28 protein-coding genes and 1 riboswitch are annotated in these 26,520 nt (G+C 68.7%); of the genes, 11 read left to right on the forward strand and 17 right to left on the reverse strand.

From position 1 onward, the window contains the following. Positions 1-10 precede the first annotated feature (10 nt). Together ACIBHY_RS06220 and ACIBHY_RS06225 are read left to right on the forward strand one after the other, a co-directional pair. The gene (locus tag ACIBHY_RS06220) at positions 11-2,497 is read left to right on the forward strand and encodes a glycoside hydrolase domain-containing protein (protein WP_397256430.1); all 2,487 of its coding nucleotides are present in this window, start codon (positions 11-13) and stop codon (positions 2,495-2,497) included. Continuing rightward, positions 2,494-3,195: a hypothetical protein gene (locus ACIBHY_RS06225; protein WP_397256432.1), complete on the forward strand. Its 702-nt coding sequence runs from the start codon at positions 2,494-2,496 to the stop codon at positions 3,193-3,195. The genes ACIBHY_RS06220 and ACIBHY_RS06225 overlap by 4 nt, the downstream gene beginning before the upstream one ends. A 691-nt stretch (positions 3,196-3,886) precedes the next feature. Here ACIBHY_RS06225 and ACIBHY_RS06230 read toward each other — a convergent pair. Continuing rightward, a complete protein-coding gene (locus ACIBHY_RS06230; protein WP_397306099.1) occupies positions 3,887-4,768 on the reverse strand; it encodes an alpha/beta fold hydrolase in 882 nt (293 codons plus the stop codon). 56 nt (positions 4,769-4,824) lie between these two features. Between ACIBHY_RS06230 and ACIBHY_RS06235 the strand changes: the two genes are divergently transcribed. Then, entirely contained in the window at positions 4,825-5,412 is a 588-nt protein-coding gene (locus ACIBHY_RS06235; RefSeq protein WP_397306100.1) for a TetR/AcrR family transcriptional regulator, read from the forward strand. 183 nt (positions 5,413-5,595) lie between these two features. Here the strand turns inward: ACIBHY_RS06235 and ACIBHY_RS06240 are convergent, their stop codons facing one another. Further along, positions 5,596-6,177: an NUDIX hydrolase gene (locus tag ACIBHY_RS06240; protein WP_397306101.1), complete on the reverse strand. Its 582-nt coding sequence runs from the start codon at positions 6,175-6,177 to the stop codon at positions 5,596-5,598. 151 nt (positions 6,178-6,328) lie between these two features. Continuing rightward, positions 6,329-7,882 (reverse strand): tannase/feruloyl esterase family alpha/beta hydrolase, encoded by a 1,554-nt coding sequence (locus tag ACIBHY_RS06245; RefSeq protein ID WP_397306102.1) that lies wholly within the window; start codon positions 7,880-7,882, stop codon positions 6,329-6,331. Positions 7,883-7,969: 87 nt separating this feature from the next. Between ACIBHY_RS06245 and ACIBHY_RS06250 the strand changes: the two genes are divergently transcribed. Together ACIBHY_RS06250 and ACIBHY_RS06255 are read left to right on the forward strand one after the other, a co-directional pair. Continuing rightward, entirely contained in the window at positions 7,970-8,581 is a 612-nt protein-coding gene (locus tag ACIBHY_RS06250; RefSeq protein WP_397306103.1) for a TetR/AcrR family transcriptional regulator, read from the forward strand. A 132-nt stretch (positions 8,582-8,713) separates the two neighbouring features. Then, a riboswitch (cyclic di-AMP (ydaO/yuaA leader) is annotated at positions 8,714-8,856 on the forward strand. 12 nt (positions 8,857-8,868) lie between these two features. Then, entirely contained in the window at positions 8,869-9,783 is a 915-nt protein-coding gene (locus ACIBHY_RS06255; RefSeq protein ID WP_397306104.1) for a D-alanyl-D-alanine carboxypeptidase family protein, read from the forward strand. A gap of 370 nt (positions 9,784-10,153) precedes the next feature. Here ACIBHY_RS06255 and ACIBHY_RS06260 read toward each other — a convergent pair whose 3' ends face one another. The 10 genes from ACIBHY_RS06260 to ACIBHY_RS06305 all read right to left on the reverse strand — a co-directional run bounded on the left by ACIBHY_RS06260 (position 10,154) and on the right by ACIBHY_RS06305 (position 18,041). Further along, the gene (locus ACIBHY_RS06260) at positions 10,154-11,824 is read right to left on the reverse strand and encodes a multicopper oxidase family protein (protein ID WP_397306105.1); all 1,671 of its coding nucleotides are present in this window, start codon (positions 11,822-11,824) and stop codon (positions 10,154-10,156) included. A 173-nt stretch (positions 11,825-11,997) separates the two neighbouring features. Beyond that, positions 11,998-12,339, reverse strand: coding sequence for a hypothetical protein (locus tag ACIBHY_RS06265; protein WP_397306106.1), 342 nt, complete (start codon positions 12,337-12,339; stop codon positions 11,998-12,000). A gap of 133 nt (positions 12,340-12,472) precedes the next feature. Next, positions 12,473-12,625: a VOC family protein gene (locus ACIBHY_RS06270; protein WP_397306107.1), complete on the reverse strand. Its 153-nt coding sequence runs from the start codon at positions 12,623-12,625 to the stop codon at positions 12,473-12,475. A 66-nt stretch (positions 12,626-12,691) separates the two neighbouring features. Continuing rightward, positions 12,692-14,263, reverse strand: a complete 1,572-nt coding sequence (locus ACIBHY_RS06275; RefSeq protein ID WP_397306108.1) for an FAD-dependent monooxygenase — start codon at positions 14,261-14,263, stop codon at positions 12,692-12,694. Further along, positions 14,260-14,850: a PadR family transcriptional regulator gene (locus ACIBHY_RS06280; RefSeq protein ID WP_397306109.1), complete on the reverse strand. Its 591-nt coding sequence runs from the start codon at positions 14,848-14,850 to the stop codon at positions 14,260-14,262. Before ACIBHY_RS06280 ends, ACIBHY_RS06275 begins: the two co-directional genes overlap by 4 nt. Before the next feature lie 203 nt (positions 14,851-15,053). Continuing rightward, complete coding sequence (locus ACIBHY_RS06285) at positions 15,054-15,206, reverse strand: hypothetical protein (protein WP_397306110.1); 153 nt, start codon at positions 15,204-15,206, stop codon at positions 15,054-15,056. Between the two features lie 14 nt (positions 15,207-15,220). After that, complete coding sequence (locus tag ACIBHY_RS06290) at positions 15,221-16,009, reverse strand: M56 family metallopeptidase (protein WP_397306111.1); 789 nt, start codon at positions 16,007-16,009, stop codon at positions 15,221-15,223. Continuing rightward, positions 16,006-16,380 (reverse strand): BlaI/MecI/CopY family transcriptional regulator, encoded by a 375-nt coding sequence (locus ACIBHY_RS06295; RefSeq protein ID WP_397306112.1) that lies wholly within the window; start codon positions 16,378-16,380, stop codon positions 16,006-16,008. Before ACIBHY_RS06295 ends, ACIBHY_RS06290 begins: the two co-directional genes overlap by 4 nt. Before the next feature lie 105 nt (positions 16,381-16,485). Further along, positions 16,486-17,427, reverse strand: coding sequence for a hypothetical protein (locus tag ACIBHY_RS06300; protein ID WP_397306113.1), 942 nt, complete (start codon positions 17,425-17,427; stop codon positions 16,486-16,488). An 11-nt stretch (positions 17,428-17,438) separates the two neighbouring features. Continuing rightward, positions 17,439-18,041, reverse strand: a complete 603-nt coding sequence (locus ACIBHY_RS06305) for a GNAT family N-acetyltransferase (RefSeq protein ID WP_397306114.1) — start codon at positions 18,039-18,041, stop codon at positions 17,439-17,441. A gap of 98 nt (positions 18,042-18,139) precedes the next feature. On the opposite strand from ACIBHY_RS06305, the gene ACIBHY_RS06310 reads away from it, so the two are divergent. The 4 genes from ACIBHY_RS06310 (at position 18,140) to ACIBHY_RS06325 (ending at position 20,517) form a co-directional block, all read left to right on the forward strand. Beyond that, positions 18,140-19,153, forward strand: a complete 1,014-nt coding sequence (locus ACIBHY_RS06310) for an RNA polymerase subunit sigma-70 (RefSeq protein WP_397306115.1) — start codon at positions 18,140-18,142, stop codon at positions 19,151-19,153. A 56-nt stretch (positions 19,154-19,209) separates the two neighbouring features. Next, positions 19,210-19,815: a dihydrofolate reductase family protein gene (locus ACIBHY_RS06315; RefSeq protein WP_397306116.1), complete on the forward strand. Its 606-nt coding sequence runs from the start codon at positions 19,210-19,212 to the stop codon at positions 19,813-19,815. 240 nt (positions 19,816-20,055) lie between these two features. Further along, positions 20,056-20,250, forward strand: coding sequence for a hypothetical protein (locus ACIBHY_RS06320; protein ID WP_397306117.1), 195 nt, complete (start codon positions 20,056-20,058; stop codon positions 20,248-20,250). A gap of 45 nt (positions 20,251-20,295) precedes the next feature. Continuing rightward, the gene (locus tag ACIBHY_RS06325) at positions 20,296-20,517 is read left to right on the forward strand and encodes a hypothetical protein (RefSeq protein ID WP_397257021.1); all 222 of its coding nucleotides are present in this window, start codon (positions 20,296-20,298) and stop codon (positions 20,515-20,517) included. Positions 20,518-20,533: 16 nt separating this feature from the next. Here the strand turns inward: ACIBHY_RS06325 and ACIBHY_RS06330 are convergent, their stop codons facing one another. Continuing rightward, positions 20,534-21,142 carry a TetR/AcrR family transcriptional regulator gene (locus ACIBHY_RS06330; protein WP_397306118.1) on the reverse strand — a complete coding sequence of 203 codons (609 nt, stop codon included), beginning with the start codon at positions 21,140-21,142 and terminating at the stop codon, positions 20,534-20,536. 227 nt (positions 21,143-21,369) lie between these two features. Here ACIBHY_RS06330 and ACIBHY_RS06335 point away from each other — a divergent pair, with 227 nt between their 5' ends. Continuing rightward, a complete protein-coding gene (locus tag ACIBHY_RS06335; protein WP_397306119.1) occupies positions 21,370-21,930 on the forward strand; it encodes a hypothetical protein in 561 nt (186 codons plus the stop codon). Positions 21,931-22,260: 330 nt separating this feature from the next. Here ACIBHY_RS06335 and ACIBHY_RS06340 read toward each other — a convergent pair whose 3' ends face one another. Next, complete coding sequence (locus ACIBHY_RS06340) at positions 22,261-22,764, reverse strand: RICIN domain-containing protein (RefSeq protein WP_397306120.1); 504 nt, start codon at positions 22,762-22,764, stop codon at positions 22,261-22,263. Positions 22,765-23,017: 253 nt separating this feature from the next. On the opposite strand from ACIBHY_RS06340, the gene ACIBHY_RS06345 reads away from it, so the two are divergent. Next, the gene (locus ACIBHY_RS06345) at positions 23,018-24,022 is read left to right on the forward strand and encodes a response regulator transcription factor (protein ID WP_397306121.1); all 1,005 of its coding nucleotides are present in this window, start codon (positions 23,018-23,020) and stop codon (positions 24,020-24,022) included. A 116-nt stretch (positions 24,023-24,138) separates the two neighbouring features. Here ACIBHY_RS06345 and ACIBHY_RS06350 read toward each other — a convergent pair whose 3' ends face one another. After that, positions 24,139-24,780 (reverse strand): histidine phosphatase family protein, encoded by a 642-nt coding sequence (locus ACIBHY_RS06350; RefSeq protein ID WP_397257009.1) that lies wholly within the window; start codon positions 24,778-24,780, stop codon positions 24,139-24,141. Between the two features lie 836 nt (positions 24,781-25,616). Beyond that, positions 25,617-26,413, reverse strand: a protein-coding gene (locus tag ACIBHY_RS06355) for an IS5 family transposase (RefSeq protein ID WP_397306248.1) whose coding sequence is annotated in 2 segments (ribosomal slippage) — positions 25,617-26,071 and positions 26,071-26,413 — 798 coding nt in all. Because the reading frame shifts where the segments join, the coding sequence is not laid out codon by codon here. Positions 26,414-26,520: the final 107 nt, after the last annotated feature.

The raw sequence follows: 26,520 nt of genomic DNA on the forward strand, positions 1-26,520 counted from the left end.
AAAGGTGGAGATGGCGGACCCCAACGTCCTCGAAGCGCAACGGTGGGTGAACGCCACCTACCTCGGCAAGGCCCCCGGCTACCTCCGATGTATGGAGGACGGCCGCACCGGCTGGGGCGTCGTGTTATCCCTCACTCAGGCACTTCAGCATGAACTGGGCATCTCCCCGACGGTGCAGAACTTCGGGCCCGGCACCTTCGCCAAGGTGGCGAGCACCATCAAGCCGGATCTGACCCAGCAGACGAACACGAACATCCTGCGCATCTACAACTATGCGTTGTGGTGCAAGGGGTACTACGGTTCTTCGAACGCGGGAACCTGGGACCACCGTGCCAAGCTCTCCATCGGCGAACTCCTCGGGGACATGGGCCTGCCCGACACCCAGAACCCGATCGAGCCCCGTATGTGGGCGCACGTCACCAAAGCGCTTCTGCGGATGGACCAGTTCCGGCTCATACCCGGCGGCGACGGCGTCATCCGGGGGTTCCAGCAAACCCTCAACCGTGACTATGTACGGCTGGGCGTGGTACCGGCGATGGGCCTGTCGCCCTGCGACGGCAACTATGACCGCGTCACCCAGCAGTGCCTGATGATGGCCATCCAATACCGCCTCGGCCTCAATCCCGCCGACATCACCGGCTACTTCGGCGACGGCACCACGCGGGAGCTGAAGAAGCACACCCTCACCACCGACAGTGCCGCCTCCGAGCTCACCTACCTGCTGCACGCGGCCTGCTACTTCAACTCTCCCGCCTACAAGGGCGCACCGTACGGGTCCGGCGGCGAGACGTTCGATTTTCCCTGGGACACGATCCGCCTTGTCGACAACGGCCGCAAGTTCACCGCCGACACCGCGGCATGGCTCCGGCACTACCAGGAGTTCATGCTGCTGGCCACCAGCGGCAATGCCACCTTCGACACCTGGGCGCAGCTGCTGATCTCCCGGGGGGACCAGCATCGGGCCGCCACCGGCTCCGACACCTCCGTCACCATCACCCCCGAACGAGCCAAAGCCCTGGTCGCCAAGGGCTACAAGGTCGTCGGCCGATACCTCGATGAGCATCTGCCGCCCGACGACCCCGGCTACATCGGCAAGGCCCTGGTCCCCGGCGAACCCAAAACCATCATCGACGCCGGGCTGCGACTCATGCCGATCTTCCAGTACAACGGCACGGTGCCCGAGAACTTCACCTTCCAGAAGGGCTACGACCAGGCCGGGAAAGCGCACGACAAGATGGTTGAGCACCACATGCTCCAGGGCGCGTGCATCTACTTCGCCGTCGACTACGACGCCCAGGACCATGAGATCAGCCAGTTCGTCATCCCCTACTTCAACGGCGTCCGCAAGGCCCTCGCCGACAAGGGCGGCTGGTATTGGTTCGGGGTGTACGGCACGCGCAACGTGTGCACGCGGGTGTCGGAGGCGACCGGGGCCAGGTGGTCGTTCGTGTCCGGCATGTCGTTCGAATTTTCCGGCAACCTGGGATTCCCGATGCCGCAGAACTGGTCGTTCAGCCAGATCTACGAGTTCAACCCCGCCAACGGGACCGGGTTCACCGACGGGAACATCACACCGATAGGGCTCGACAAGAACGTGTGGCGTGGCGACGGCTACGACCCGGCCGTCAAGTCCCTGCACCTCAAGGATGACCAGTACGCGGAGATCACCGCCTTCATGGGGTATGTCAAAGCCTTGGAGAACGCGTTCGCCCGCTACCGCCGCGACAACGGCGAATCATTGGCGATCGCCGACCAGCGCCAGGACCTGTGCCTGTTCTTCCGGCAGTACAAGTACATCGATCTTCACTGGAACCAACTGCTCGGCGCCCCGGACGCCAAACGCAACAGCTATGCCGCCGGCCAGGCCGGGGCCCTCACCGAGAACAACGCCTGGCCGAGGGATCCGATCCAGGGCATCACCCTGGACATGCAGCATTGCATCTCCAATGCGCAGGGCTACTTGAAGTCCACCAGCGGCGGCGACGAGGTCCGGATGGGGGATGCCACCGGCTGGTTCGGTGACGCGGTCACCCTGTACGTCGAATGGCGCAACACCTACCAGCACCTGTCCGGGGCGGAGATGGTGAACCGCTACCTCGCCAGCACCACCCACTCCAGTTCGTGGGCACTGGACGACTACCTCTCCGACGCCGACGCCCTCAGCCTGAGTCAGTTACTCCTCGGCAACCCGGACGTGCTGTTCTCCGACGTTCTCACCCACTACTACTCGCCCACCAATCCGAGCGTCCACGCCCGCCACCGCTACCGCAACTTCCTCAAGGGCCGGTTCCAAAGCGACCAGGGCACGGCACGCTCCCGCATCACCCGTCAGATGCTGGGGGAGGACATGCTCGGCAACGCCATCGTCTACGCCCTGGCCAGGGAACTGATCTTCAAGGGCGAGATGCCCGACGACCTGCCCCTCGCCGAACTCGAAAGCTTCACCCACGCCATCGCCGACCGGATGTACCGCGACGCCACCGAGGAGCCCACGTGACCACCCCCACCCGCCGGAGCGTCCTCATCGGCGGCACCATCGGCGCCGTGGCGGCACTGATCGGGTCAGTACCCACGGCGCTGGCCGCAGCGGCGCCCGCGAGCGGTGGCGGCCCGGTCGCCCGTACCTGGAACCGCGACACCAGCCGCAACGGATGGCGCATCGACCCGCGCATCGTCCAGCCCTTCTACGTGTCCGGGGCGGCGCGGACGGTCACCCTGCATCCGGCCGCCGCGCAGGTGCTGCTGCACGTGGTGCGCCGCTGGCACTACGAGATCCAGCGGTTCACCGACGGCACCGGAACCACGCTGCACGGGCACACCACCGACCGGACCGTGTACGCCGACTATGAATCCAATCACCTGTCGGGGTCGGCGGTGGCGCTGCATCCGGGGGCGTTCCCGGCAGGCGGCGGGGACGGCCTCTATCCGCATCAGCAGCGCATCGTCGGCGACATTCTCGCCGACTGCGATGGCCTGGTCACCTGGGGCGGGGACCTGAAGCCCGCCAAGTACGGCCACTTCCACATCAACGTGCCCGCGGACAGCCCCCGGCTGAAGGAACTGGCCAGGCGTCTGGGAGACCCTGCCGGTGAACGCCCCTATGACCCCGCCGGAGCGCCCGCCGACCCTGCCGACCCGGCACGCCGCCGGCGGGCCGGACGAGCCCGCAGCCTCGCCCGCCGCAACGAGCGCTAGACGCCCCTCCAGCGAGCAAGCAACTGAGACAGGAATCGACCATGGGCATGAAAACGGCTTTGGCCGTCGGTGCCGCACTGGCGGCGGGTGCCGTGCTCACCGCAGCACCCGCTCAGGCCGCCGGTCCCGCGCTACGGCCGGGAGGAAGGAAGTCCGGGCCGCGAGGGCTTTCGTCGCACTGATATCCCCGGCCGATGGCAGGCCGGCGCGTACGCCTTCGTACCGGGGTGGCGGGCTGAGGGTGCCGAGTGGCTGAGCCGCTCGGCCGCGCAGCGTCACCAGCGCCGGATTCCGTGCGAGGCGCCGGCGCCTGCCCGAAACCTCCGCCGGGCGCTCAACCGCGCACCTTCCCGGCGGCACCACCGTGACCTGCCTACCCCTCGCCTTGTCTCGACAGCTCGTCACCGCGTACTCCCGACGTGAGTCCAAAGGGACGGCGAATGGCAAGAGCCGCCGCGCGAAGATGATCACCGGCCTCGGCAGGAGGGGGTTCGGCTGAGGGCCGGAGTGGGAGATCTTGGCCCGAATCCGGGTTCGGAAGTCTCCGGTAAACCGGGGAGCTCACACTCTTGGACCTGTTCGACCGCGCCGCCGTACCCGACCCGTGATGGTAGGACGATCACCGAGAGCGCCCGGCATGTCCGAGCCCGTGTTATCGGATCGGGCCGGATGGCCCGCCCTGAACCGGTGATCAGTGTTCCTCGACGAAACGCAGGAGCCGGGCGTTCACCTCGTCGGCGCACTGGCCGGTGATGCCGTGGGTGGCCTGCGGCCAGAGTTCGGCCTGGACGTCCGGGATGAGTGCGCGGGCGCGTTCGTAGGCCTTGCGGGGGTCGTGGACGATGCTCCGGCCGGCGATGAGGACGAGCGTGGGGATGGAGACAGCGCGGAGCTGGTCGTCGGTGAATCGGGTGGGTGCGGGGAGGGCGAAGCGATAGTGCAGCAGATTGGAGGTGATCAGCTGGACCTCGGGGTCGTTTTCGTCGTACGGCTCGCCGCGACTCGACCAGCGCATGAACGCGGGCACCGCACGCTTGGCCGTGATCGGGATCGTGGTGGGGATCACGCGGAGAAGCAGGGAAAGCGGCATGTACGCCAACGTGAGAGCGGGGTCGATGAGGGTGAGTGAGACCAGGCGCGCCGGGGCGCGTACGGCATGATTGCAGGCCAGCCAGCCACCGATCGAATGGCCCACGAGATGGGCGGCGTCGACGCCGAGCTCCTCCAGGGTCTCCTCCAGCCATGCGGCCTGGTCGGCGGCATCGCGGATGGGGTGGGTCTGCACGCTGCGCCCTCCCTCGCCGAGCAGGTCCAGGGCATACACTCGGCGCCGCTCGGCCAGGGCCGCGAGGTTGGGCAGCCACATGACGCTGCTGGCGCCCCTGCCGTGCAGCAAGACGATCGGCGGCCGCGTGTCCTGCCCGAAGCCGTAGACACGAACCGGTCCGAAACCGGTCTCCACGTCATGGGTCTGCACGGGGGCCGGGAAGGACTTGACCGCCTCGTCATAGATCGTGTCGTAGGCCCGTTGGGCGGCCGGTGTGACGAACCGGCCGACTTTCGTCGTGGCCATGAACCCACCTCCTTTGCAATATGATCGTATGGCAAAGATGGGGGAGGCGCGCGGAAATGCCCAAGCAGGTCGATCACGAACAACGGCGCCAGCAGATCAGCCAGGCGTTGTGGCGGGTCGCCGCCGAGCGAGGGCTGGAGGCGGTCAGCATGCGAGAGGTGGCGACCTCGGCGGGCATGTCGATCGGGTTGGTGCAGCACTATTTCGCGAGTAAAGAGGACATGCTGCTGCACGCCACCCTGCTGCTGCGCGACCGGCTCGAGGAACGGCTCCGGCGCGCGGTGGCCGCGCTTCCAGAGCCGGTCACGCCCCAAGCCACGCTGCGCGCGATGTTCGCGGCGCTGTTGCCGGACGATCCAGCCAGCCGGTCTGAGACGTTGGTGGCCAACGCGGTGTTCATCAGGGCGCTCAACGACCCGGTCATGGCCGACCGCTACCGTCTGGGCCGAGCCCAGCTCACCGCGAGCGTGGCCGATCTGATCCGGGCGGCGCGCGCGGATGCCGACGATCTCGCCGAACAGGCCGCGGACACCCTCCTCGCCCTGGCGAACGGGCTTTCCTCCGATCTCCTGCTCGGCCACCTGAGCGTTGAAGGAGCCGTGCGCATCCTCAACACGCAACTCGACACCCTCATCGACGACTGAGCCGGCCCCCGTCGTGATGATCAGCGGCCGCAGGGTGTGGGCGCAGTCCGTGTGACCCCATCCGCCCCACCTGCGGGGCGTCCCGCCCAGCCAGACCCCACTCCTTCAAACGGGGAAGATCACAGCTCTCCTCTGAACACTTCGGCGAACCCTGAAACGCCGTCAGACAGGGATCGGCACATGTCACGTCTCTCCGGGTGCTGGGCGTGCATCAGTCGCTGATGGGGTCGATCGCGCGCAGGACCTGGGCGCGCCGGGCGCGCTCCTGGTGCCGGCGAGCCGGCGGGTCGGCAGCCAGGCCAGTGCCTGCGGTCGCGATGGGAGCTCACCGGCCAGCAGCGGTGGCAGCAGCCCGGCCAATCCCTGTGGCGCGATGAGCTCCTCGGTGGAGGCCAAGTCATCCGGCGTCCACCAGCGCTCGCCCCGCAGCAGGCGCGTCTCGTGTTCCTCGGGCTGGGGCTCGACCTTCGCAAGACCTTCGATCCGGACGAAGAAGTAGCTGCTGTGCGACTGTCCCGGTGCTCCGGAGAGCCGAGGGCCCGTCGCGGTGGCGATCACCGGGCCGAGCAGGCCCGGCGGCACCACGAATCCCGTCTCCTCGCGAGCCTCGCGGATCGCGGCTTCCTCAGCAGTCTCGCCCGGTTCGATGCCCCCGCCAGGGGGAATCCAGATGCCGGGCCAGTTCGCCGAGTTCAGCTGCTGCAGGAGCACGCGGCCGTGCGCGTCGAGCATCAGCAGACGCGCGGTCGCGCGGATCTCGCTCATGCCGGGAGTGTACGGAGTGCGGGCTGACGCCGGCCTCACCTGCTCCGACCGCTTCCAGCGCGCCCGAGCTCATGCGGTTGGCCCACAGGCCGTGAGCACGAACGCGGCCAGGCCGACCACGAGGAAACTGCCTCGCGCGCTCGCCTTCTCGCTAGTGCGCGTCATGAGGGGATCCGCAGGTGAAGTTCGCGGCGTCCTCGATGCTGCCCGAGCCCTTGTAGAGCGCGACGGCAGGATACGGGCACAGGGGCCGGCTGCGGCCGCTCGCCGGGTGGGTCGCGAGGATGGAGGCGGGCGCCGTGCCCCGGTTGATCCACTGTTCCATCGCCGTGAGCGCGTCGAACGTGTTCGGCCCTGGCCCGCCCGCGCAATGGCCCATCCCGGGTGCCATGAACAGGCGGAAGAAGCCGGCGGTCCGCGCCGCGCCCATCTCGGCGACGACCTTCCTGTGGTACGCGACCGGGGCCGTACCGCTCAAGGCGGGGTCGGACCAGCCGTGCACCATGAGCAGCTTGCCGCCTCGGGCCCTGTAGGCCGTGAGGTCGGGGTCGGTCGCGTCAAGCAGCGCGCGTATCCGCTCGACGGCCGGCCGATCTTTGGCGAGGTCGAACCTGGTGAGGTCATAGCTCGGATCGCTGAACAGGAAGTACCGCAGGAACTCGTTGGCGAACGTGTACGACAACGGTGCGGCCAGGCTGAAGGGGAAGACGAGCTTGCCGTCGGGTCCCATCTGCGGGGGCGCCGAGCCGGTGATGTAGGACCGCCACAGCTCCTCGTGTCCGGCGGGATGTCCCCGGAGCGGCCCGGGTCCACGATAGATGGTCCGTGCGGCGGCGGCCTGGGCCCGGGTCAGCTTGCCGGGGCCGATGAGCCGGCCGGGGTTGACGGCCGCCTTGCGCGGATCGGCGACCAGGCCGTCGGTCAGCCCGTCCCGGGCGTCGCCCCGCTTCAGCGATTCCGCCGAGAGGATCGGCAGCGTGCTGGGCGACAGCCAGGACCCGGAGGTGGCCAGTTGTGCCTGTGCCTGCGAGATCCAGCGCAGGAACGTGTCGCCTGCGGCGAACGCGGGGCCCTCGGCGATCACTCCGTCATAGTCCGCGGGGTAGCGCTGGACCTCCATGAGGCCCTGCCGTCCCCCGTTGGAGCACCCGTTGAAGATGGCCTTGCGCGTGTCGCGCCCGTAGTGGATCGCGGTGATCGCCTTCGCCGCGACCGTGCTGACGTGGACGCCTCGGTAGGCGTAGTCGATCTGCTTGGGCCGGTTGCCGAGCGCCCACCTGCCGTCGAGTTCGGGGTGGCCTAACGGGCTCGCGCCTTGGTGTCCGGTGTCGGTGGCGGCCGAGGCGTAGCCGCGTCTCAGCCCCTCGTCGAACGGAACGATGTGCCCGGCGAGCCCGCCCACGCCCTGGAAGTAGAAGTCCGAGTTCCACGCGGCCGGCAGGCCCAAGCGGAAGTTCACCCGATTGCTGGGGACGGTCGCGTCGCCCGGCGTGGTGACATAGGCGTCGACCAGGCAGTGCTCCGGTACCGAGGTCGTCGCGGTCACCGTCGTGGCTCGGGTGATCGTCGTGTCGGTCACGGTCGCGTTCATCAGGGCCGCGCATCGGCCGGCGTCCGCCCGTACGGGATCGCCGACCGCGACGAGGGCGGCGGCCAGCGGCAGGCACGAGATGATGCCCACCTTGGTTCGGCTGGGTCGGCGCATTCCGCCTCCAAACACAGGGGGTACTATTTTTGAGTACCTGGTACCCTTCACGGTACCCCGAGAGTCGGCATCCCCGAAAGTGCAGGCATGACCGGATATCCTCGACCGCCCGTCGCCCTCTCGCTCGGGCGTTCCTTCACGAGCCGGCAGGAAAGCGTGCTCGCCGAGCTGGAGGAGATCTTCCTTCGGGAGGGATTTCGCCGGCTGACGATTCAGGAACTCGCCGCCCGGCTGCACTGCTCGCGGCGTACCCTCTATGACCTGGCGCCCAGCAAGGACGAGCTCGTCGCGCTCGTCGTCGACCGGTTCCTGCAGCGCGTCGGCCGGCAGGCGATGGCTCAGGCGAGGGCGCTGGAGGAGCCGCTCGGGCGAGTCCACGCCTACATGTCCGCGGCCAGCGGGGCGCTGACCCGCGCGGCTCGGGCGTTCTCGGTCGATGTCGCCGGGCAGCCGGGAATCCGCCGGCTGTTCCAGGAGCATTACCGGTTCGCCACGTCCGTCGCCGCCGCACTCATCCAGGAGGGCATAGACGGCGGCGCATTCCGCGAAACGGACGCGCGCCTCGTGGCGGAGGTGATCTACGCCGCCCTGGACCGGCTGCAGGATCCGGAGGTGCTCGAGCATCTCGGCCGGACGAACGCGGAGGCGTTCCAGGAGCTGTTCGACCTGATCGTGCTTGGTCTGGCCCGCCCGTCGTAAGAAGGGGGAAAATGTACTGTTTGCACGATATGTACTTTTTGGTAGTGTCTCGGGCATTGCGTGGCGGACCCTAGACGGGTTCGTTGCCTTTTCATTGCCCGGACCGTGCGTCTCCTGGGGAACCCGCAGGACGACGTCCGGCCGCCGAATCCATTTTCACGGAGCCGGGGACCCACTCTTCTTGGGGTGAATCGGACGCTCGCTCGACGGCGACCGTAGGGCACTTCCCAGCCCGAACCCGTCAGCTAACCCGGTAGGCGGCATGGAAGCAAGGAGCAAAGTCCTTCATGCCCACCGATCCCAAGAACCGGCTGAACCGCGCGCTGCTCGGCCTTGCCGTCACCGCGCTCGCCATGACCGCCTGCGCCACCGCTGCGCAGGCCACCCCTCCGGTCGGGCCCGACGACCCGCCGACGTCCCGCTCCCACGTTCAGGAAGCCGCGGCGCACGCCCCCACGGTGCTCGGCCGTGCGGCTCATGTGATCGACACCAAGACCGGCAAGGTCTACTTCAGCAAGAAGGCCGATCTTCGTTTGCCCGTGGCCAGCATCACCAAGGTGATGACCGCCTACACCGTGCTGAAGGAGGCCAGGCCGAGTGACGTCGTCAAGGTCACCTCTGGGGATGTTCGCTACGCCTCGAAGGACGGTGCCTCGGTGGCCGGCCTGCGCGCGGGCGACCGGCTGACCGTAGAGAATCTGCTGTACGCCCTGCTGTTGCCCTCCGGCGCGGATGCCGCCCACGCGCTCGCCCGCGTGTACGGCCCGGGCGTCGACGCGTTCACCGCGAAGATGAACGCCGCCGCTCGCGAGCTCGGCATGCGGGACACGCTCTACGTCAACGCCGACGGGATGCCCGCCAAGGGGGGCGGCTACTCCACCGCACGCGACCAGACGCGGCTGGCCCAGGCCGCCCTGGGCAGCCAGACGCTCAAGAAGGTCGCCTCCAGCCGGTCTCGCTCGGTGTCCGCCACGGCGGAGCACCGCGCCTACTCCTGGCGGAACACGAATCGGCTCCTTGGCAAGCCGGGCGCCGTCGGCCTGAAGACCGGCTACACCCGGGCCGCCGGCTACACGCTCTCCTTCGCCGCCGATCGTGAGGGCCGGCAGCTGGCCGGTGTGATTCTTGGAGAGACCAGCTCCACCCGCCGCTTCCAGACCGCTCAGAGGCTGCTCGACTGGGCGGCCGGCGGGCAACGCTGACCCATGGGGGCGTAGACGCCGACGCTGACCTCCCAGGTGGCGGTCAGGGGACCGGTATCGCGGCTTCCTCGGTGAGTTCGCCGTCGGTCATGGTCAAGGCAAGGTCAAGACCCACCTGGTGCGCATCTACGCCAAACTCGGCGTCGACTCCCGAACCGCCGCCGTCGCCTCCAAGCGAGGCCTCATCCGCCCTCCACAATCACGTTCCCATGATGCCCCCGCCCCCATGAATGGATGTCACTGCCGGCGCTCCCGCGGGACGGCGCCTCTGACGGTGAAGCCGTCCGGGGTGACATTGATCGAGACGGTCCCCGGCGTGGCGGCAAGGGCGGCGCGCAAGCCGGCATCCTTCGCGTCGAAGCCCATGCCGTCAGCGCTCACCGTGAAGAGCAGGCCGTTCGTGCTGGTGGTGACGGCGACGGACACCATCGCGGCCCTGGCTCGCTCCTCGACGACGGCCAAAACCTGGGTGACACACGCGAGCACCGCTTCGGCCACCCGATCGGGTACCTCCTCGGCCGGCAGTGCCCATGTCTCCACCTGGATGCCGGAGCGATTGGACCAGTCGGCCAGTCGCTCCTTGAGCGCCTGGGTCAGGGTCGTGTCCTGCTGTGCGTGTATGCGCATCCATCTCACCTTCATCTACTATGAACAATAGTAGATTCAGGCGACCTTCGAGGGCGTGCTGAGCCGTTTCACACGGGGCGATTCCAGCACCTCCGCACGGTGGCGCTGCTGGTCGGTGGCAGGCTTGATTCTGCGGGCACTCGCCAGGCGGCACGATGACGGTGTCCTTGCGGATGCCGGACGGCAGGGCGAAGGTGTGCCCGTGGAGATGCATGGGGTGCCACATCGTCGTCCGGTTGACGAAGGAATGGCGCACCCTCTCTCCCGAGCGCACCGGCGCGACGGTCTCGGGGTCGTACTTCTTGCCATTGATCGCCCAGTCGTAGGCCGCCATGGCGCCGGTGAGCTCCAGCCTGACGGTGCGGTCGGGCCGCCGTTGCGGCAGCCGTACCTGCTCATGAGGTTGGAGCTTCGCGTAGCGGACGACCTCGCCATCGAGCTCACGCGGACGATGGCCGGGCTTGGGCGCCGCGGCTCGGGTGCTGGTGCGGACCAGCGCGCGAGCCGCGGCGGCCTTGCCTTCGGCGAGCGCGACCAGCGGGAAGACGCCGTCCTTGAGGGTGACCAGCACGTCGTAGCGCTCGCCCATGCCGACGAGCAGCGCGTCGACGTCCTTCGGCTGTACGGCGAAGCCGTCGGTGTGGGTGATGGTCATCCGGTGACCGGCCAGAGCCACGCGGAACGCGGTGTCGCCACCGGCGTTGATCAGCCGGATGCGCAGCCGGGTGCCCGGCTTGGCGCGGTAGGTCTGCGGTTCGGCGGGTACGCGGCCGTTGACCAGGAAGTGCGGGTAGCGGACGTCCCCCGCGTCGCCGCCGAGCAACGGGCTCGTCGCGCCCATCAGCATGTGCTCGCCCATTCCGGTGGATGAGGGGCCTGGCGTCATGTCTCCATGGTCCATGCCCGGCATGCTCATGCCGCGCGACAGTTCGGCGAGGACGTCTTCCGGTGAGCCGGTGACGCCGTCCAGCCAGTCATCCAGGACGACCACCCATTCGTCGTCGTAGCCGAGTGGCTCGTTCGGATCCTCGACGATGAGCGGCGCGTACAGGCCGCGATCCAGCTGGGTGCCGGAATGAGGATGGAACCAGTACGTGCCGGGATGGGCGGCGGTGAACGCGTAGGTGTACTCGGTGGCGGCTTTGACGGGAGCCTGGGTCACCCCTGGCACGCCATCCGCGTCGTTGCGCAGGGCCAGGCCGTGCCAGTGGATGGTCGTGTCGGCCGCCAGCCGGTTGGCCAGGCGCGCGCGGACCACCTCGCCCGCCGTGACGCGCATCGGGTGGCCGGGTACACGTCCGTCGTAAGCCCAGGTGCGGACAACCGTCCCGCCGAGGTCCACCTGGCTTTCGGCGGCGGTCAGCCGGAAGTCACGGATCCTGCCGGGCCGGCGGGCCTGTTCCGCGGCGCGCACCCGCGCGTCCGCCGGTCCGACGAAGGCCGGGGCGGGGGGCGCGCAGGCCGTGAGAGCGGCCCCGCCCAGCAGTCCGATGCCGGTTTTGAGCAGGGTACGTCGATCGATGTTCATGGGGTGTCGCCTCACCTGCGAGATCGTGCTTGAAGGGAATCGTCGGAAGTCCGGACGATCTAGATCAGGAGCACGGCTGTTCGCCGAGGTGAGACGAGAGGCGGCCCACGGAGCCGTCTCGGCCGGATGGTCGTCCATGGGCGCCGCGGGACGAGCGCGCCGGGGGCGGTCCCCAGGGCGGACAGGGTCAGTATCGGGCTTCCGGCCGCGCCGAGAAGCGCCAGGCAGATCCAGCCGTCGTCCGGGGCCGGGTCGGCGGGTGGGGTCTGCGCGGAGGCGTGACTCATGGCCGGTGCCATGTCGTGTCCCCGCGGGTGACCCAGCGAGTGCATCGCCAGGATGCCGAGGGCCAGGACGACGAGCATCATCAGGCGCAGGACCACCGGACGAACTCGCTCCATGACCTCAGGCTACCTGATCAACTACGCATCATAGTAGTTAAGCCGCGAGGCCTTGATCGCTTGGAAGGTAGGGGCGGCGATGCCTGGCGCCGAGATGGCCCGTTTCGAGTCTCTCGACCCCACACGTCTGGAACTATCGCGCCGACTCTTGGGTCAGGTTGACCGTGTTTCGGCCGGGGTCGTGGATGTGGGCCACGCGCCGCCCCCACGGCATGTCGGTCGGCGGGCCGAGTACGCGTCCACCGGCCGCCTCGACTCGCTCCAGCAGGCCATCGACATCCTCCACGGCCACGCTCAATCGAGCCCGCCGAAGACTCGACCGGCGGATACGTCCCGGCTGAGTTCGTGCTCGCTATGACTGGCCGAGGATCGTGGCGAGGGCATCGCGGAGGGCGCCGGCTGGGTCGGTGGTGCCGGGCTCGGCGCGCCAGGCCACGTAGCCGTCCGGCCGAACCAGCACCGCGCCGTCGGTTCCCAGGCCGTACCGGTGGGCGAACTCCGACTCGACGTCCACCAGCTCCACGTTCCCGCCCGCCGCACCGATGCGGTACACCTCGACGTTGTCCGCGGCCTCCAGCCAGGCCTTGCCGCCTGCGCCGGTGAGCAGCACGAACGAGTGGGCGAACAGGTCGTGCACCGCGATGCGCTCGCCGTCCCGCTCCAGCCACAGGTGCGGTGCCCGCGTACCGGGCTGGCCGCGCAGGTCGAGGACGTCGCCGAACACGGCGTCGTACCGCGCGCCGAGCACCGCCGGCGAGGTGTAGCGCTGGCCGAGCGCCCAGTGGAGGTCGTCGATCTCGTCATGCTCCGGGTTATGGCCGGAGCGCCTGGCCTGCCGCAGCTCGGTGAGTTCGGCAAGGGTCTGGGCGATCGGCCGGCGTTCGGGCTCGTAGCTGTCCAGCAGGGCGGGCGCGGCGGAGCCGTTCAGTACCGCGGCGAGCTTCCAGGCGAGGTTGTGGCCATCCTGGACGCCGGTGTTGGCGCCGATGCCGCCGGCAGGCGACCAGGTGTGCGCGGCGTCGCCGGCGAGGAAGACGCGCCCCTGCCGGAACGTCTCGGCGACCGACACTTCCTGCGTCCACGGGGTCACGTCCTCCACGACGACGGGGATGTCATCGCGGCCGAGGGCACCGTGGATGATCTCGGCGCAGCGCTCCGCGGTGAAGTCGTCAGGCGTCTGCGTGGCCGGGTCGTAGCCGATGCTGAGCCCCCAGCGGCCGTGCTGGGCGGTCGTGGCGAGAAGGGTGACGCCGATCTTCTCGTTCACGATGAGCCACAGGATCGCGCGCCGCTCGATGATCTGGTCGAGGTCGGCCTCGAAGATGGCGCTGACGAAGTTCAGCGTCTGCCCTTGGAGAGGTTTGGCGATATCGAGCTGTTCCCGGATCGGGCTCCGCCGCCCGTCGGCTGCCACCATGTAGTCGGCGCGGAGTTTCCTTGTTTCGCTGGCCTTCCGGTCCCGGATCGTGGCGGTGACGCCGTCGTCGTCCTGCTCGAAGGCGGTCAGCTCGGTCTCGAAGCGCTGCTCGGCGCCGTTGTGCTGCGCAGCCTCGATGAGGACCGGCTCGACGGCGTTCTGGTCGGCCAGGTTGAACGTTCCGGCCGTGTGCTGGGGCCATGCGCGCGGCAGCTCCGGCGGGAACAGCCAGTGCCACTCACCGGCCACGGTCTCACAGCGCACGCCGCCGGCATCGTTCGCGAACGGCGTGCCCGCCTCGTTCACGGCGTCGGCGACTCCGAAGGCGCGGTAGATCTCCATCGTGCGTGGGTTGATGCCCCGCGCTCGGCCCTGCAATGTGACCTCGGGGTGCTTGTCGACGAGCAGATGGCGCACGCCGTGCCGGGACAGGAACATCGAGGTGGCCAGGCCGACGAGGCCGCCCCCGACGATGAGAACGGGTACGTGCTCGTGGGTGGTGGTCATGTCTCGGGCCCCTCCCGATCGTCGATCTGGTAGTTGTACTTGGCCGCGATTTCCCTCAGCCACTGGTCGTTCCAGCTGATGCGCCGGGTACGCAGATCGTCGAGCACGGACCCGAGCCAGCCGAGTTCGGTCCTGACGCTCGCGCGGCGGAGCTCCTCCTCGAGCATGAAGACGCGGGGAACGTCGCCGGCCTGCTGGAACGCCGCGTCGAGCGCGTCGAGTTCTGTTCGCAGGCGTTCGGCGCGTCTGGTCAGCTCCAGTTGGACTTCTTCGGGAGTGAGCACGGTGAGGAAGGAGACGCCGACGAGGAATTGCGGGAACTCGTTGCCGGTCTCGGCGAGCATCTCCTTCAGCCAGTGGCCGGCGGTCTCGCGGCCCTGCTCGGTGATCTCGTAGACCCTGCGTTCGGGCCGCTTGTCGACGCTGCCGCTCTCGCGAACGGCGATGAGCCCGAGTCGTTGCAGCCGATCGATGGCCTGGTAGATGCTCGCCCGGCCGCGAACGTTGACGAGCCGATCCTTGCCGCGGGCCTTGATGAGCGCGTGGATGCGGTAGGCGTGCATCGGCTCCTCGAGGAGTGCCGCCAAGACGACCAACCCGAGCGCTGAGCGTCGTTCCGTCGCTTTCATAGTCATGACATTATTAGTTAGATTATGACTAATCAACTCGTCGCGCTCAGCACGCCCGGCCACGAAGGCGAGGCTTACGAGCTGTCCGGCGATGCCGCCTGGTCGTTCGAGGAGTTCATCGCCACCCCCGCTGCCGACGACTTGTCGTTCAAGATCATGGATCAGAGGAGCGAGAGCGTGTGGCAGTGGTGCGCCACGAAGGAACTCAGGCCGGGGACGGCGGCCAGGGCGGTGGGGCCGGCCAGTAAAGCGGCGACGGCGGCCATCCCCGCCAGCTTCTCCCGGCGGTGCAGAGGGACGGCCGGGTGGAGCATGCGGCGTACCCGAGTCAGCGCGGTCTCGCCTCCCGCGCCGAGCGCGAACGCGGGAATGCGGCCGGTGCCAGGCCGACCAGGGCGGCGGCGATGTGAGCGCGGGGGTGGTGGCGCGCCGCCACGTCGTCGGCGAGCAACTCGATCAGCCGGACGACCTCGCTCCTGGCCCTGGCGAACAGCGGCACCCGAGGGCAGGCGCGGGCGAAGGCCTGCGCGACGGTGAGTACCAGGTGGTGCCGCCCTCGCAGGTGGGCCCGCTCGTGGGCGAGGACGGCGGCGACGTGCGCGGGGGCCAGGGATCGGAGCGCGCCGGTCGTGATGACGGTCTTGCCCTGGCGGCCGGGCAGGCAGTAGACCAGCCGTTCGCCGTGGTCGAGGACGATCGCGCCGAGGTCTCCGTCGTGCCGGCCGACGAGGCTCAGCATCGCGGCGTGCCGCGCGCGTTCGCGGCGAGCGGTGAAGAGTACGGCGGACAGGCAGTATGTGGTCCCGGCCACGATCAGCGCGCTGAGGAGAAGGGCCGCGCGGGCTCCCCACGAGGAAGGGGCCGTGTCGAACCCTGTCGCGAGGAGCGCGGCGCACGCTTCGAACAGGCCGGCCAGGCCATGGCCGATGGCGTCGGCGGGTATGGCCGCGGCCAGGCCGCCCATGACGGCGGAGGCGACGACGGAACTGCACGCGGCCAGCCACATGGCGATCGCCAGGCGCGGGGCGCGTTCCGACCAGCGCGCCCGGGTCAGCAGCCGGGGGAGCAGTACGGCGGCGGCGAGGGCGTACACCGCCAGGATGGCGACGACGATCACGAGCGGGGGCTCCCCGGGAGGAACACCTGGAGCGCCGACTCCAGGGCCGTGGCCTCCTGTGGGCTCAGCTGTTCCAGGAAGTGCACCAGGGTGGCGGCGTGGTTGCCGCTGCCCGCCAGCGTCTCGCGCATGAGACCGGCGATGTACGCCTCCTTGGTGGCCACCACGTCGTACAGGTAGGCCTTGCCGGCCGGTTTGCGTTTGAGCAGGCCCTTGGTGTGGAGCTTGTCCATCACCGTCATCACGGTCGTGTAGGCGATCGCCCGCTCGGCGCGGAGGACCTCGAGCACGTCCCGGACCGAGGTGGGCCGGCGAGACGACCACAGGAGATCCATGATCGTGGACTCCAGGTCTCCCAGAGAACGCACCATGCGACCGCCCTTCCTGCTCGCGAACCTTAATACTATCTATAGTCGTAGTTAGGAGGGGAAGACGGTACGGACGGGCGGTCACGCAAGGTGCGTGAGGTGGTCAGGTCATGGGCGCTTGAAGCCGATGTGCAGGTGATCCTGGTGCACCGTGTTGGTGAAGGCTCCGCGGAACGCCCAGGGGCCGCCCACCTCGTCCGCGCCGTATCTGATGGCCGTCTCCATGAGCGTGCGAGCGGGGTTGGGGCCCTTGCCGCGCGCGTGGGCGGCCACGCGCCGGCCGTCGATCGCCCAGATGTCCACGGCCCGGCCGCGGGTGTGGTTGCTCGTCGACATGCTGCCGAACACCTTCGCCGGATGCCCGCTGGCCAGCACCGCCACGGAGATCCGATGCTCACGTGACAGGCGCAGCAACATCCGCAGGACCCGATCGTCGATGCGCCCGGCCTGAACGTCCCAGCGGGCGCTGTCGGGGAGCACGATCCTGCCGCTCGCCAGCACCCTCCTGGCCGGCGTGCCGCTCGTGGCGTCTCTGGGCGCCGTGCCGCCGAGAGACGCCAGGCCGGTGACGGTCCAGCCCTCGGCTCGCTTCGCCAGCCGGACGTCGACGGTCCGCGTCCTGGTGACCAGCTCGGCACCGCGTTGCCGCGACAGCCGTACGACGGCCATGATCGAGGCGCGATCGGCCGTGAGGCCGCCCAGCTGCGGATAGACCACCTGGATCGCGCCCGCCGCGTCGTCGTCGAGCAGGCCGGCGGCACGGGTGACGGGACCGGCGGGCAGCTTCAGCGCGGCCATGCGCTCGCGGCCGGCCGCGAGCGACCCTTCGCCGGCGCCAAAGGTGAACAGCGCCTCAAGGTAGGCGACGGCGGCGCGTTTGACCGGCCGGGCGGGCTCGTCCGCGTTCACCGTGAACGGCATCGAGCGCGGAAGGACGGGAGCCCGCGTCGCCGTCGCGGGGGCGAGCGGGGGAGCCGGCGTCGCGCCCGCCCCTTGCGTGGGTACGGCCGGCCCGCAGCCCGCCAGCGCCATCATGAGGAGCGAGCTCACCAGAACCCTGCTCACAGGTCCAGGGCGAAGGGAGTCCACGCCTTACCTTCCGTGTCCCGCACCGGCGCTCCTCGTTTCCAGCCGAGGTCGGCATAGAGGCGATGGGCGGCCTCGTTGCCCTGCTCCGCCTGCAGAACGAGCTGCTCGACGCCGTGGACCTTGGCGATGTCCACGAAACCGGACACCAGTGCGCTGCCCACGCGGCAGCGGCGCAGCGCCCGGTGGACGGCGATGTGGTTGAGCACGCCCGTGCGGCGGGCCGTCCCCTCGGTGGTGTCTGCCGCACGGATGCCGCGGGCGTAGCGCTGTGCCCGGGTACGCACGAACCTGGCCGTCAGATCCGGTCGCAGCAGCAAGGACGCGGCGCCCGCGCGCGCGAGCCGCCAGCGCTCCAGCTTGACGACATGTCGCCGATGGACGCGGACGTCGGTACAGCCCACCAGGAACCCGGCGAGCTCGTCACCGAGTTCGGCGATCAACGCCACCGCGGCGGGGCTCGTCAGGAAGGTGCGGTAGTAGCGGGTGAGGAACCGCTCGCCCAGCTCCACGAAGAATCCCTGGGACAGGTCGGCTCGGTGCAGGCGCACGATGTCGGGTACGTCACGCAGTTCCATAACGCGCAGCACGGGTGGAGGCATGGCCACAAACTACCTCAACTACGATGATCCATAGTAGTTATGGAACTTGGAAGTCGTGGTTCTAGCCTTTGCGCATGGATGAGGACGTGTTGCTGGAACGGGCCCGTGCGGGTGACGAGAGCGCGTTCGAGCGTCTGGTGCTGGTCTATCGGGGTGAACTGGCCGCGCACTGCTATCGGATGCTCGGCTCGCCGCACGACGCGGAGGACGCGGTGCAGGAGTCGCTGCTCAACGCCTGGCGTGGGCTGGCGGGGTTCGAGGGGCGGAGCTCGTTGCGTACCTGGCTCTATCGGATCAGCACCAACACCTGCCTGCGGTTGAGCGGCAAGCGCGGGCCGCGGGTCACGTCGGCGGATCGGGAGGCGGCGCGCGGCCGTACCGACGATCTCGGGACGTTCGTGGGCGGGCCGGTGTGGATGGAGCCGTGGCCGGACGATCTGGCGTCGGATGAGGCGGGACCGGCCGGCAGCTATCTGCGGCGGGAGGGTGTCGAGCTGGCGTTCGTGGCGGCGTTGCAGCGGTTGCCCGGTACACAGCGGGCGGTGCTCATTCTGCGGGAAGTGCTGGGGTTCTCCGCGGCGGAGGTGGCCGGGCTGCTGGACACGTCGGTGGCCTCGGTCAACAGCGCGCTGCAGCGGGCGGGGCGAACCATGCGCAAGCGGGTGCCCGTGGTCAGCCAGCGTGAGGAACTGGACGCGCTCGGCGCGGGCGGGCGGCGGGAGCTGGTGGCCTCGTTCATGTCCGCGTGGGAGCGAGCGGACGTGGACGGGCTCGTGGCCCTGCTGGCGGAGGACGCGCGGTTCACCATGCCGCCGCTGCCCGCCTGGTTCGACGGGCGGGAGAACGTCCGCCGCTTCCTGGCGGAGCGCGTGTTCGCGTTCGACTGGAGGCTGCGCCCGATCGGGGCCAACGGTCAGCTCGGTTTCGCCTGCTACCAGCGGACCCCTGGCGGTCCCGTGTTCCCGCTGGCCGTGATCATGGTGCTGAGCCTGCGGGAGGGGAGGATCGTCGAGATCGCCGGGTTCCTCGACCCGCTGCTGCACCGCCATTTCAGACTTCCGCCAGAAATTTCGCCCGAGGAGCGATGAGTTAGCGGCGGCTTTCGTCTCTGTACTCCTGACAACCGACACCACGGGAGAGCACCATGCGCAAAGTCATCGTGACCAACATCGTCACCCCGGACGGCTACTTCGAAGGGCCCGGCAAGGACTTCCTGGCGATGCCGGAGGAGGACGCCTTCGACGAGTACAACGCCGAACGGCTGCGGGCCGCCGACACCCTTGTGCTGGGACGCCTCACGTATGAAGGGGCGAACGCCTACTGGCCGGGAGTCGCCGACGATTCCACGGCCCCTGCCGGCCTGCGGGAGATGTCGCGGCTGATCAACGCCATGGACAAGGTCGTCGTCTCCGACAGCCTGACGCCGGAGCGGACCGCGCCCTGGCACGACACGCGCATCGTCAGGCGCGGCGCCGCCCATGAGGCGGTGGCCGGGCTCAGGCGGTCGCCAGGTCGGGACATCCTGATCTTCGGCAGCCACGTGCTCTGGAACGACCTGCTCGCGCACGGCCTCGTCGACGAGCTGCACCTGATGATCGGCCCCAAGGTCCTCGGCGGCGGCACTCCGGCCTTCGAACTGCCCGCGCCGGTGTCCCTGCGCCTCCTGGACGCAAGGCCTCTGCCGTACTCCCAGCTCGTCCTGATCCGGTACGGCGTCGCCAGCAGTGCCCGGCCGATGGGGGCGGGGTGAGGCATGCTCCTCGCGACGTCCTGGGGCTGGCGTTTCATCGGCCGCGTATGGCGCGGATCAGGTCGGCGACGGCGGCGATGATGCGGGCGCGGTGGGTGGCGGGGGTGCGGGTGAGGGCGGTGCGGGTGATGAAGATCGCCGTGATGCCGATGATCGTGGTGACGGCGGTGATCGTGGTGATGGCGGTGAGGGTCGCGGCGGCGGCCGAAGGGCCCGGACCCTGCGCAGCTGGATCCGGCGGTGTTCGACTGGGCCGTGCAGCTGTGGGCCGACACCATCGAGGAGGGCGCCGACGTCCTCGGCGCCCACAGCCCGGCCAGCATCCGGCTCCGGACCGCGAGCCGGTTCTTCCAGCTCCTCAGCTCGGACATGGCCCAGGCGGCCGAACACTACCGGCGAGCCTTCTCCTCCGGCACCGGAGACGCCACGCGCTGACCGCGCCTCGTTCGTGCACGCCCCGCCGAGCCCCTGGCCGCCCGCATGACGGCGCTCGCCGCCGACATCACCGCCGCCACCCAGCCCAAAGACCAGCCCGCCCCGGTCACCCTCGCGCACGCCTGCCGCGGCGTCGTCAGCGGCCTGCTCGACCAATATGCGATCCCCGCCGCGCCGCCTTCGCCGTCACGGTTCGTTAGATGGATCTGCCGGGCGGCGGCCAGCGCGGCGAGTCCTGCCACCTGGCCGGACTCGCTTCATTCCTGAGCGGATGCCCGCGGCTTCAGGCGCCCGCCGATCCGCTGTAATCGGTGGCGGCATACACCTGCAGGAGCCGTTCGACTCCATGCAGGAAGGTCTCGCAGATCAGCGCCGGGTCGAACAGGCAGCCGGCGGCCATGGCGCCGTCGCGCATCATCACGAAGTGGCGGGCGGCCGGCTCGGCGCCGGTCTCCTGGATCTTGGTCAGCAGTTCCGTGACGGTTTCCAGGAACCATTGGCGGTGGGCGAGCACGGCCTGGCGTACCGGGGACTCGGAGTCGGGATACTCGGCGGCCGCGTTGAGGAAGGCGCATCCCCGAAAGCCGGGGGACTGGATGCTGTGGGCGATGGACGTGCTGAGGGCCCGGATGGTGCCGGCGGCCGGTAGCCCGGCGGCCACGGCGTTGTCCGCCTGGCCACGCATGGCCCGGTCGACCTCGTTCAGGTAGGCGAGGACAAGGTCTTCCTTTCCCGGGAAGTGCCGGTAGAGGGTGGCCCGCGTCACCTGCGCTTCGGCGACGATGCGATCGATGCCGACGGCGTGGATGCCCTCCGCGTAGAAGAGCCGGGTGGCCGTGCCGAGCAGCCGGGACCGCGCTTCGGACGGCCGGCCTTCGGATTGGCTGCGCATGGGACCACCCTAGTAGGTAGAACGTTCCGTCTTGACAGTTGCCACAGAAGATTGCAGGCTGTGCGAGATAGAACGTTCTGTCTTGTTTGTTCTGGTGGCTCATCTGGCTCGTCGTCGTCGTTACCTACCCACCGGCCGCGGGTGGTCTCGGACTTTCCGTACTTCGTGAAGTCGGCCCGGATCGAGCGAGGCGATCTCCTCGTCACTCGAACTCTGAAAGGATCGTCATGAGCTCCATCGCTGCTTCGCCCGGCATTTCCGGGACCGCGTCCGTGCTGCGGCGGCTGTACTTCGTCCGGTTCGCGTTCGCCATCGTCTGGGCCCTCGCGATGTTCACGACCGCCGCGAACCTGGGTCCGCTCGCCGTCACTCTGCTCGTGCTCTACCCGCTGTTCGACGTGGCCGCCGCCGTCATCGACGCCCGCGCGTCGCGCACCACCGGATCACCCGCCCTGCTGTACGTGAACGTCGCGGTCAGCCTGATCGCCGCCATCGGCGTGGCCCTCGCCTGCACGTCCGGTATCCCGGCGGTGCTGCGCGTGTGGGGCGCCTGGGCGGTCGTGGCCGGGCTGGTCCAGCTGATCGTGGGGGTCACCCGCCGCAAGATGGGCGGCCAGTGGCCGATGATCATCAGCGGCGGCATCTCCGTCCTCGCCGGCGGATCTTTCATCCTCGGTGCTTCCGCGGCCAACCCGACGCTGATCAACGCGGCCGGCTACGCCATCCCCGGCGGCATCTTCTTTCTCATCTCGGCCTTCCGCCTCGGCCGCGCCGCGAAGGGAAACTGACATGGACGGCAGCACCGACGACGTCGTGATCGGGGGCCGGCCCGATCGGGTGGTGCGGAGTGGGCTGTGCGGCAAGTGGGTCCTGGATGGTTGCGCGCCCGGATCGTCCCGCCCGGCCTGTACGCCGGCTGCCCGAGGGTATCCGATCGCTGGGTCAGCAGGCTCCGCCGGCACCGCGCCGCGGCTACTCGCTACGACCAGCGCGAGCGCATCTACCAGGGCGCCATCGATGTCGCCTGGATCCGCAGCTGGCTGTGCGGCCCAGTCACATGATCACGTGACATGGTCTACGTCCGCCGGGAACGGCGGCTGATAGTCGCGAACGACCCATCACGCGGCGCGCCATTGCTGGTGGGGTGGGAGAGTGTTGTCGCAGTCGCGGATGATGAGTGCGGCTCCCTTGTGGGGGTTGGACTCGACGATGGTCAGGCATCTGCTGGACCTGGGGTTGCGCAGTTGCTTTCCGTTCCATGACCACTGCTGTGGGGCTCCGCCGTGACAGGTCCACATGTTGATGCCGGCGCCGTTGTAGATGTTGCCGTCTTGGACGTCCAGGCATTTGCCGTTGAGGTCGCTCACGAGGGCTTGGCCGACGAACCGCCAGCGTTGGTTGTTGGTGCCAATGCAGTCGGACATGTGTACGGCGGCGCCGTCACCGGTATTGGCGGCACGGATCTCCAGGCAGTAGGTGTTGAGGTTCTCCGTGGTGAGGACGAAGCCGACCGCCCGGCCGGTCTGCTGGTGTCGTGAGTCGGCCGCCGCCCCCGAGGCGGCCAGCGCGCCGGCAGCAGTCAGGGCTGCGGCCAGAATGGTGATGCTTCGTGTTCCGCTCACGGGATTCCTCCGATGTGGGTCGTCGGTGCTTGATACCGGTGCGCCGATCGAGGCTGTCCAGGACTGACCGAGCGAACCGAACGTTCCTGTTCGCTGTGCGCTATGACCATCACCCATGCGCCGGGAGCCGGCTATCCCCGGATCCGGGGATGGCTGGAAAACGCATGGCCGGGCGGAGCGTCAAGGCTCATGCTGAACGCAGTGGCGTCCTCGGGGGTTTGCGATGGCCAAGAGCCGTTCTCCGGCAGGAGAGTTGTTCGCACACGCACGCCGGCACGCCACCGCCGGGGAACTGGGCGAGGCGGTCTCACAGGTGGTGGCGCCCGTCGTCGCCCATGACGCGCTGCGGATGGTGGGCACCAGCCCGACCTCCGACGTGGGTTCGTTCAGCTTCTGGCACGGCGTCGAGCCCGGCCTCGGCCGCCCGTGGCTGCTCGACTATTTCGCCGGCGCGGAGCCCTTCCCGATCGAGGATCTGGCCCGATGGCCGATCCCGGCAGGGGCGATGGGCGGCAGCGATCGGCGCTTCGAGCCGGCCCGGCACCCGTTGGCCGCCCACGGCGTGGGCAGCCAGCTGCGGTTGCTGCTGCGAGACGCGCGTGGCATCTGGGGCACGCTGGACCTCCTGCGCGGCCAGGATCGCCCGCCCTTCGACGACCGGGACGTACAGCGGGCCGCATGCCTGGCCCCAGCCCTGCTGATGGCCATCCGCGGCTATGTCAAGGCAGGGCCGTTGGCCCCGCAGTCCGCGGCGCCGGCACCCGGTGTCTTCATCGTCGGCGGCGACCACACGATCCGTACGGCCACGCCCCCGGCACGCGCCTGGCTGGACATGATCCGGGAACGTCAGCCCAATCCGAGCTGGACCAGCGAGCCGTTCATGGCTGGTATGGCGATCAGAGCGCGCGAACACGCTCGCGACCCTCACAACCCCCGCCCGCTGTGTGTGGGCCCCTCCGCCGGGTACGGCCATTGGATGGTGTGCCAGGCCGCACCGTTGGACGACGGCAGCCAGGACGTGGCGATCATCATTCAAGCGGCTGCGGGCGAGCACCTGCTCACGTGCTTCGGCGACTGGTACGAGCTCACCCGGCGCGAACGCCAGGTGCTGGCGCATCTGCGCGACGGGCTGTCGCGCAAGCAGATCGCACGTCGTCTGGAGTTGTCGACGCACACCGTGAGCGACTTCCTCAAAGCGATTCACCGCAAGACCGGAGCCACCGGCCGCGACGAACTTCTCGCCGCCCTCATCCCCTGACCGACCGCCTCCCACGACAAGGTGACGGTGCTGCTGGAGCGGCGGCGGACGGTCTTGGTGAGGCCCTGTGCCCAGCGGGAGCACCTCACCGGCCGTCGAGGCGGGCCGGGCAGAGGTCAGCCGGCTTTGCCGGAGTCGAGGTGGCGCGTGTCACCGAGGCTGACGACCTGGCGGTTGTGGAAGAAGTCGTCTTCGCGCAGCGTGGTGATGCTGCCGGAAGGCGCACGGAAACTGGCATGGCCGACCGCCCCGATCGGCATCTTGATCCACGACGCCACCACGAACGTCAGGGAGCCACCGTGCGTCACGATGATCTGATGCTCGCAGGGGCGCTGCAAGACCTCGTCCATGGCCGTGTAGATGCGCTGCGCCAACGCCGCCTTGGTCTCGGCGCCCTCCACACCCTCGTCATGTTCCAGCCGCTCGCCGACGGCCGGCGGCGGGACGAATCGCTGATCCAGCCACTCCTGCGGCCTGCCCCCCGCCACTCCGTAGGACTTCTCCCGCAGTCGGTGATCCAGGATGGGTTTCACGCCGAACAGCTCGGCGATCTTCTCGGCCGTTTGCCGGGTGCGCAGCAGGTCCGAGGAGAACAGCTCCACCTCGACGCCGTCCGGAATCTCGGCCCGCAGTGCCTGGGCGATGGAGGCCGCCGCGCGGAGGCCGGCCGGCGTCAGCTGCGAATCGTGCCAGCCGCCGACGACCCTCTCGACGTGGTGCGTCGCCTCCGGATGAGTGACGACGTGAATGGTGCGCATACGAGTGATCTTAAGAGCGATTCACAGGAGCGACGCACATGCCTCATCGGGCTGGGGGTGTCAGCGGCCCTTGGTGGTCAGGTTCAGGAGCCGTTGGCCGCCAAGAGACAAAGGGCCGTGCCCGGTGGCGGCCCGGCACGGCCCTTTGTTCGCCGGTGTACGCGTGTTGCCACGGCGTCCGGCGGGCTGTGCGGTCGTCGCGGCGGTGAGCCGGTGAGGTGGACGACCGTGTCCCTGGAATGTCCCCAGCCCCGTACGGCGGATGGGGGTGGGGCGGCTTGCCGTAACGAAGAGAAACGACAAGCCGTGCGAGGGATCAGTGGGCGGCGGCGAACTCGGCCTCCTGCAGTTCGACGTACGCCGCCATGCCGTCGGCCGCGTAGCCCTGGGCCAGGTTGTACATCGAGTAGAAGTTCCACCAATTCGCTATTTTGCCTGATAAACGCAGAATCGGTTAGATTATCCCCATGAAAAACCCATGATCACGAGCCCGATTTGTAGGGAGAAACCCATGGCCCAAGGAGGCCGAGGCACCATTCGAAAAGTGCAAGCCGACGGCTCGGCATGCCCGCATGGCACCAGCAGCTGTAAATGTTAGTGGCGCCTACAGTACCAGGATGAGCACGGCACACAACGGGAGAGGCGCTTCAAGACCAAGCGAGAGGCGCTTGATCACCAGACCGCCGTTGACGACGCCAAGCGGCGACGCGACGCTGTCCCTGGCTACTTGAAGAAGGGCGGCGTCAGCGTAGCGGAATACGCGCTGGCGTGGCTGGAGAAGCGCATCGAAAATGGCGAGCTCGCGGACAGTACGATAAGAGGTCCTAACACAAAGATCAGCGGACGAGGCGTCGCCAGCAGATGATGGCAGCGGCGAGGGTCATGAACGCCTCGTGGATGTCGTCGCGGATCTCCCAGCGGATGCGCAGACGGCGAAACCAGTGCAGGAGCGCGATCGTCCGTTCGACCACCCACCGGTGAATGCCCAGGCCGGAGCCGTGTGGGGTGCCGCGCCGGGCGATGATGGGCTTGATACCGGTGCGCCAGACCAGGCGGCGGTACTTGTCGTGGTCGTAGCCGCGGTCGGCATACAGGCAGTCGGGTCGCTTGCGGGGTCGGCCGACGCGGCCGCGTATCGCTGGGATGGCCTTGATCAGCGGCAGAAGCTGGGTGACGTCGTTGCGGTTGCCGCCGGTCAAAGAGACGGCGAGGGGGATCCCGTTGCCGTCGGTGATGACGTGGTGTTTCGAGCCCGGCTTGGCGCGGTCGACCGGGCTCGGGCCGATTTTGGGCCGCCCTTGAGCGCCCGGACGTGCGAGCTGTCGATCACCGCCTTGGACCAGTCGAGCTGGCCGGCGGCGTGCAACTCGGCGAGCAAAAGCTGGTGGAGCCGGTCCCAGACACCGGCTGCGTGCCAGTCGCGCAGCCGCCGCCAGCAGGTCATCCCGGAGCCGAAGCCCAGTTCCTGAGGCAGGAACTCCCATGGGATCGCGGTGTAGAGCACGAACAAGATGCCCTGCAACGCCAGTCGGTCATCCAGCCGTTTGCGGCCCGGATGACGCCGGCGCCGTTCCACTTTCGGCAGTAGCGACTCGATCCGCTCCCACAGGCTGTCCGGCACGATCCACGGCAACTGCTCGCCCTTCTTCACACGAAGATCAACGAACAGCAGCCGCACAAGACACGGCCCTAGATCATTTTGTTAGTAGCTCTAAGCGGGTATCGCGGAAAGATAAACAA

This window comes from Nonomuraea sp. NPDC050547, from assembly GCF_044457345.1.
GTDB lineage: Bacteria > Actinomycetota > Actinomycetes > Streptosporangiales > Streptosporangiaceae > Nonomuraea.

Excerpts from the sequence above, each read along its gene's own strand:
- ACIBHY_RS06295 (WP_397306112.1), bottom strand. The coding sequence starts at position 16,380 with ATGGTGCGTTCTCTGGGAGACCTGGAGTCCACGATCATGGATCTCCTG.
- ACIBHY_RS06315 (WP_397306116.1), top strand. The coding sequence starts at position 19,210 with ATGCGCAAAGTCATCGTGACCAACATCGTCACCCCGGACGGCTACTTC.
- ACIBHY_RS06240 (WP_397306101.1), bottom strand. The coding sequence starts at position 6,177 with ATGAGCGAGATCCGCGCGACCGCGCGTCTGCTGATGCTCGACGCGCAC.
- ACIBHY_RS06275 (WP_397306108.1), bottom strand. The coding sequence starts at position 14,263 with ATGACCACCACCCACGAGCACGTACCCGTTCTCATCGTCGGGGGCGGC.
- ACIBHY_RS06245 (WP_397306102.1), bottom strand. The coding sequence starts at position 7,882 with ATGCGCCGACCCAGCCGAACCAAGGTGGGCATCATCTCGTGCCTGCCG.
- ACIBHY_RS06285 (WP_397306110.1), bottom strand. The coding sequence starts at position 15,206 with ATGCTCCACCCGGCCGTCCCTCTGCACCGCCGGGAGAAGCTGGCGGGG.
- ACIBHY_RS06330 (WP_397306118.1), bottom strand. The coding sequence starts at position 21,142 with ATGCGCAGCCAATCCGAAGGCCGGCCGTCCGAAGCGCGGTCCCGGCTG.
- ACIBHY_RS06220 (WP_397256430.1), top strand. The coding sequence starts at position 11 with ATGGCGGACCCCAACGTCCTCGAAGCGCAACGGTGGGTGAACGCCACC.
- ACIBHY_RS06350 (WP_397257009.1), bottom strand. The coding sequence starts at position 24,780 with ATGCGCACCATTCACGTCGTCACTCATCCGGAGGCGACGCACCACGTC.
- ACIBHY_RS06335 (WP_397306119.1), top strand. The coding sequence starts at position 21,370 with ATGAGCTCCATCGCTGCTTCGCCCGGCATTTCCGGGACCGCGTCCGTG.
- ACIBHY_RS06235 (WP_397306100.1), top strand. The coding sequence starts at position 4,825 with ATGCCCAAGCAGGTCGATCACGAACAACGGCGCCAGCAGATCAGCCAG.
- ACIBHY_RS06255 (WP_397306104.1), top strand. The coding sequence starts at position 8,869 with ATGCCCACCGATCCCAAGAACCGGCTGAACCGCGCGCTGCTCGGCCTT.
- ACIBHY_RS06265 (WP_397306106.1), bottom strand. The coding sequence starts at position 12,339 with ATGGAGCGAGTTCGTCCGGTGGTCCTGCGCCTGATGATGCTCGTCGTC.
- ACIBHY_RS06305 (WP_397306114.1), bottom strand. The coding sequence starts at position 18,041 with ATGGAACTGCGTGACGTACCCGACATCGTGCGCCTGCACCGAGCCGAC.
- ACIBHY_RS06310 (WP_397306115.1), top strand. The coding sequence starts at position 18,140 with ATGGATGAGGACGTGTTGCTGGAACGGGCCCGTGCGGGTGACGAGAGC.
- ACIBHY_RS06230 (WP_397306099.1), bottom strand. The coding sequence starts at position 4,768 with ATGGCCACGACGAAAGTCGGCCGGTTCGTCACACCGGCCGCCCAACGG.
- ACIBHY_RS06325 (WP_397257021.1), top strand. The coding sequence starts at position 20,296 with ATGACGGCGCTCGCCGCCGACATCACCGCCGCCACCCAGCCCAAAGAC.
- ACIBHY_RS06250 (WP_397306103.1), top strand. The coding sequence starts at position 7,970 with ATGACCGGATATCCTCGACCGCCCGTCGCCCTCTCGCTCGGGCGTTCC.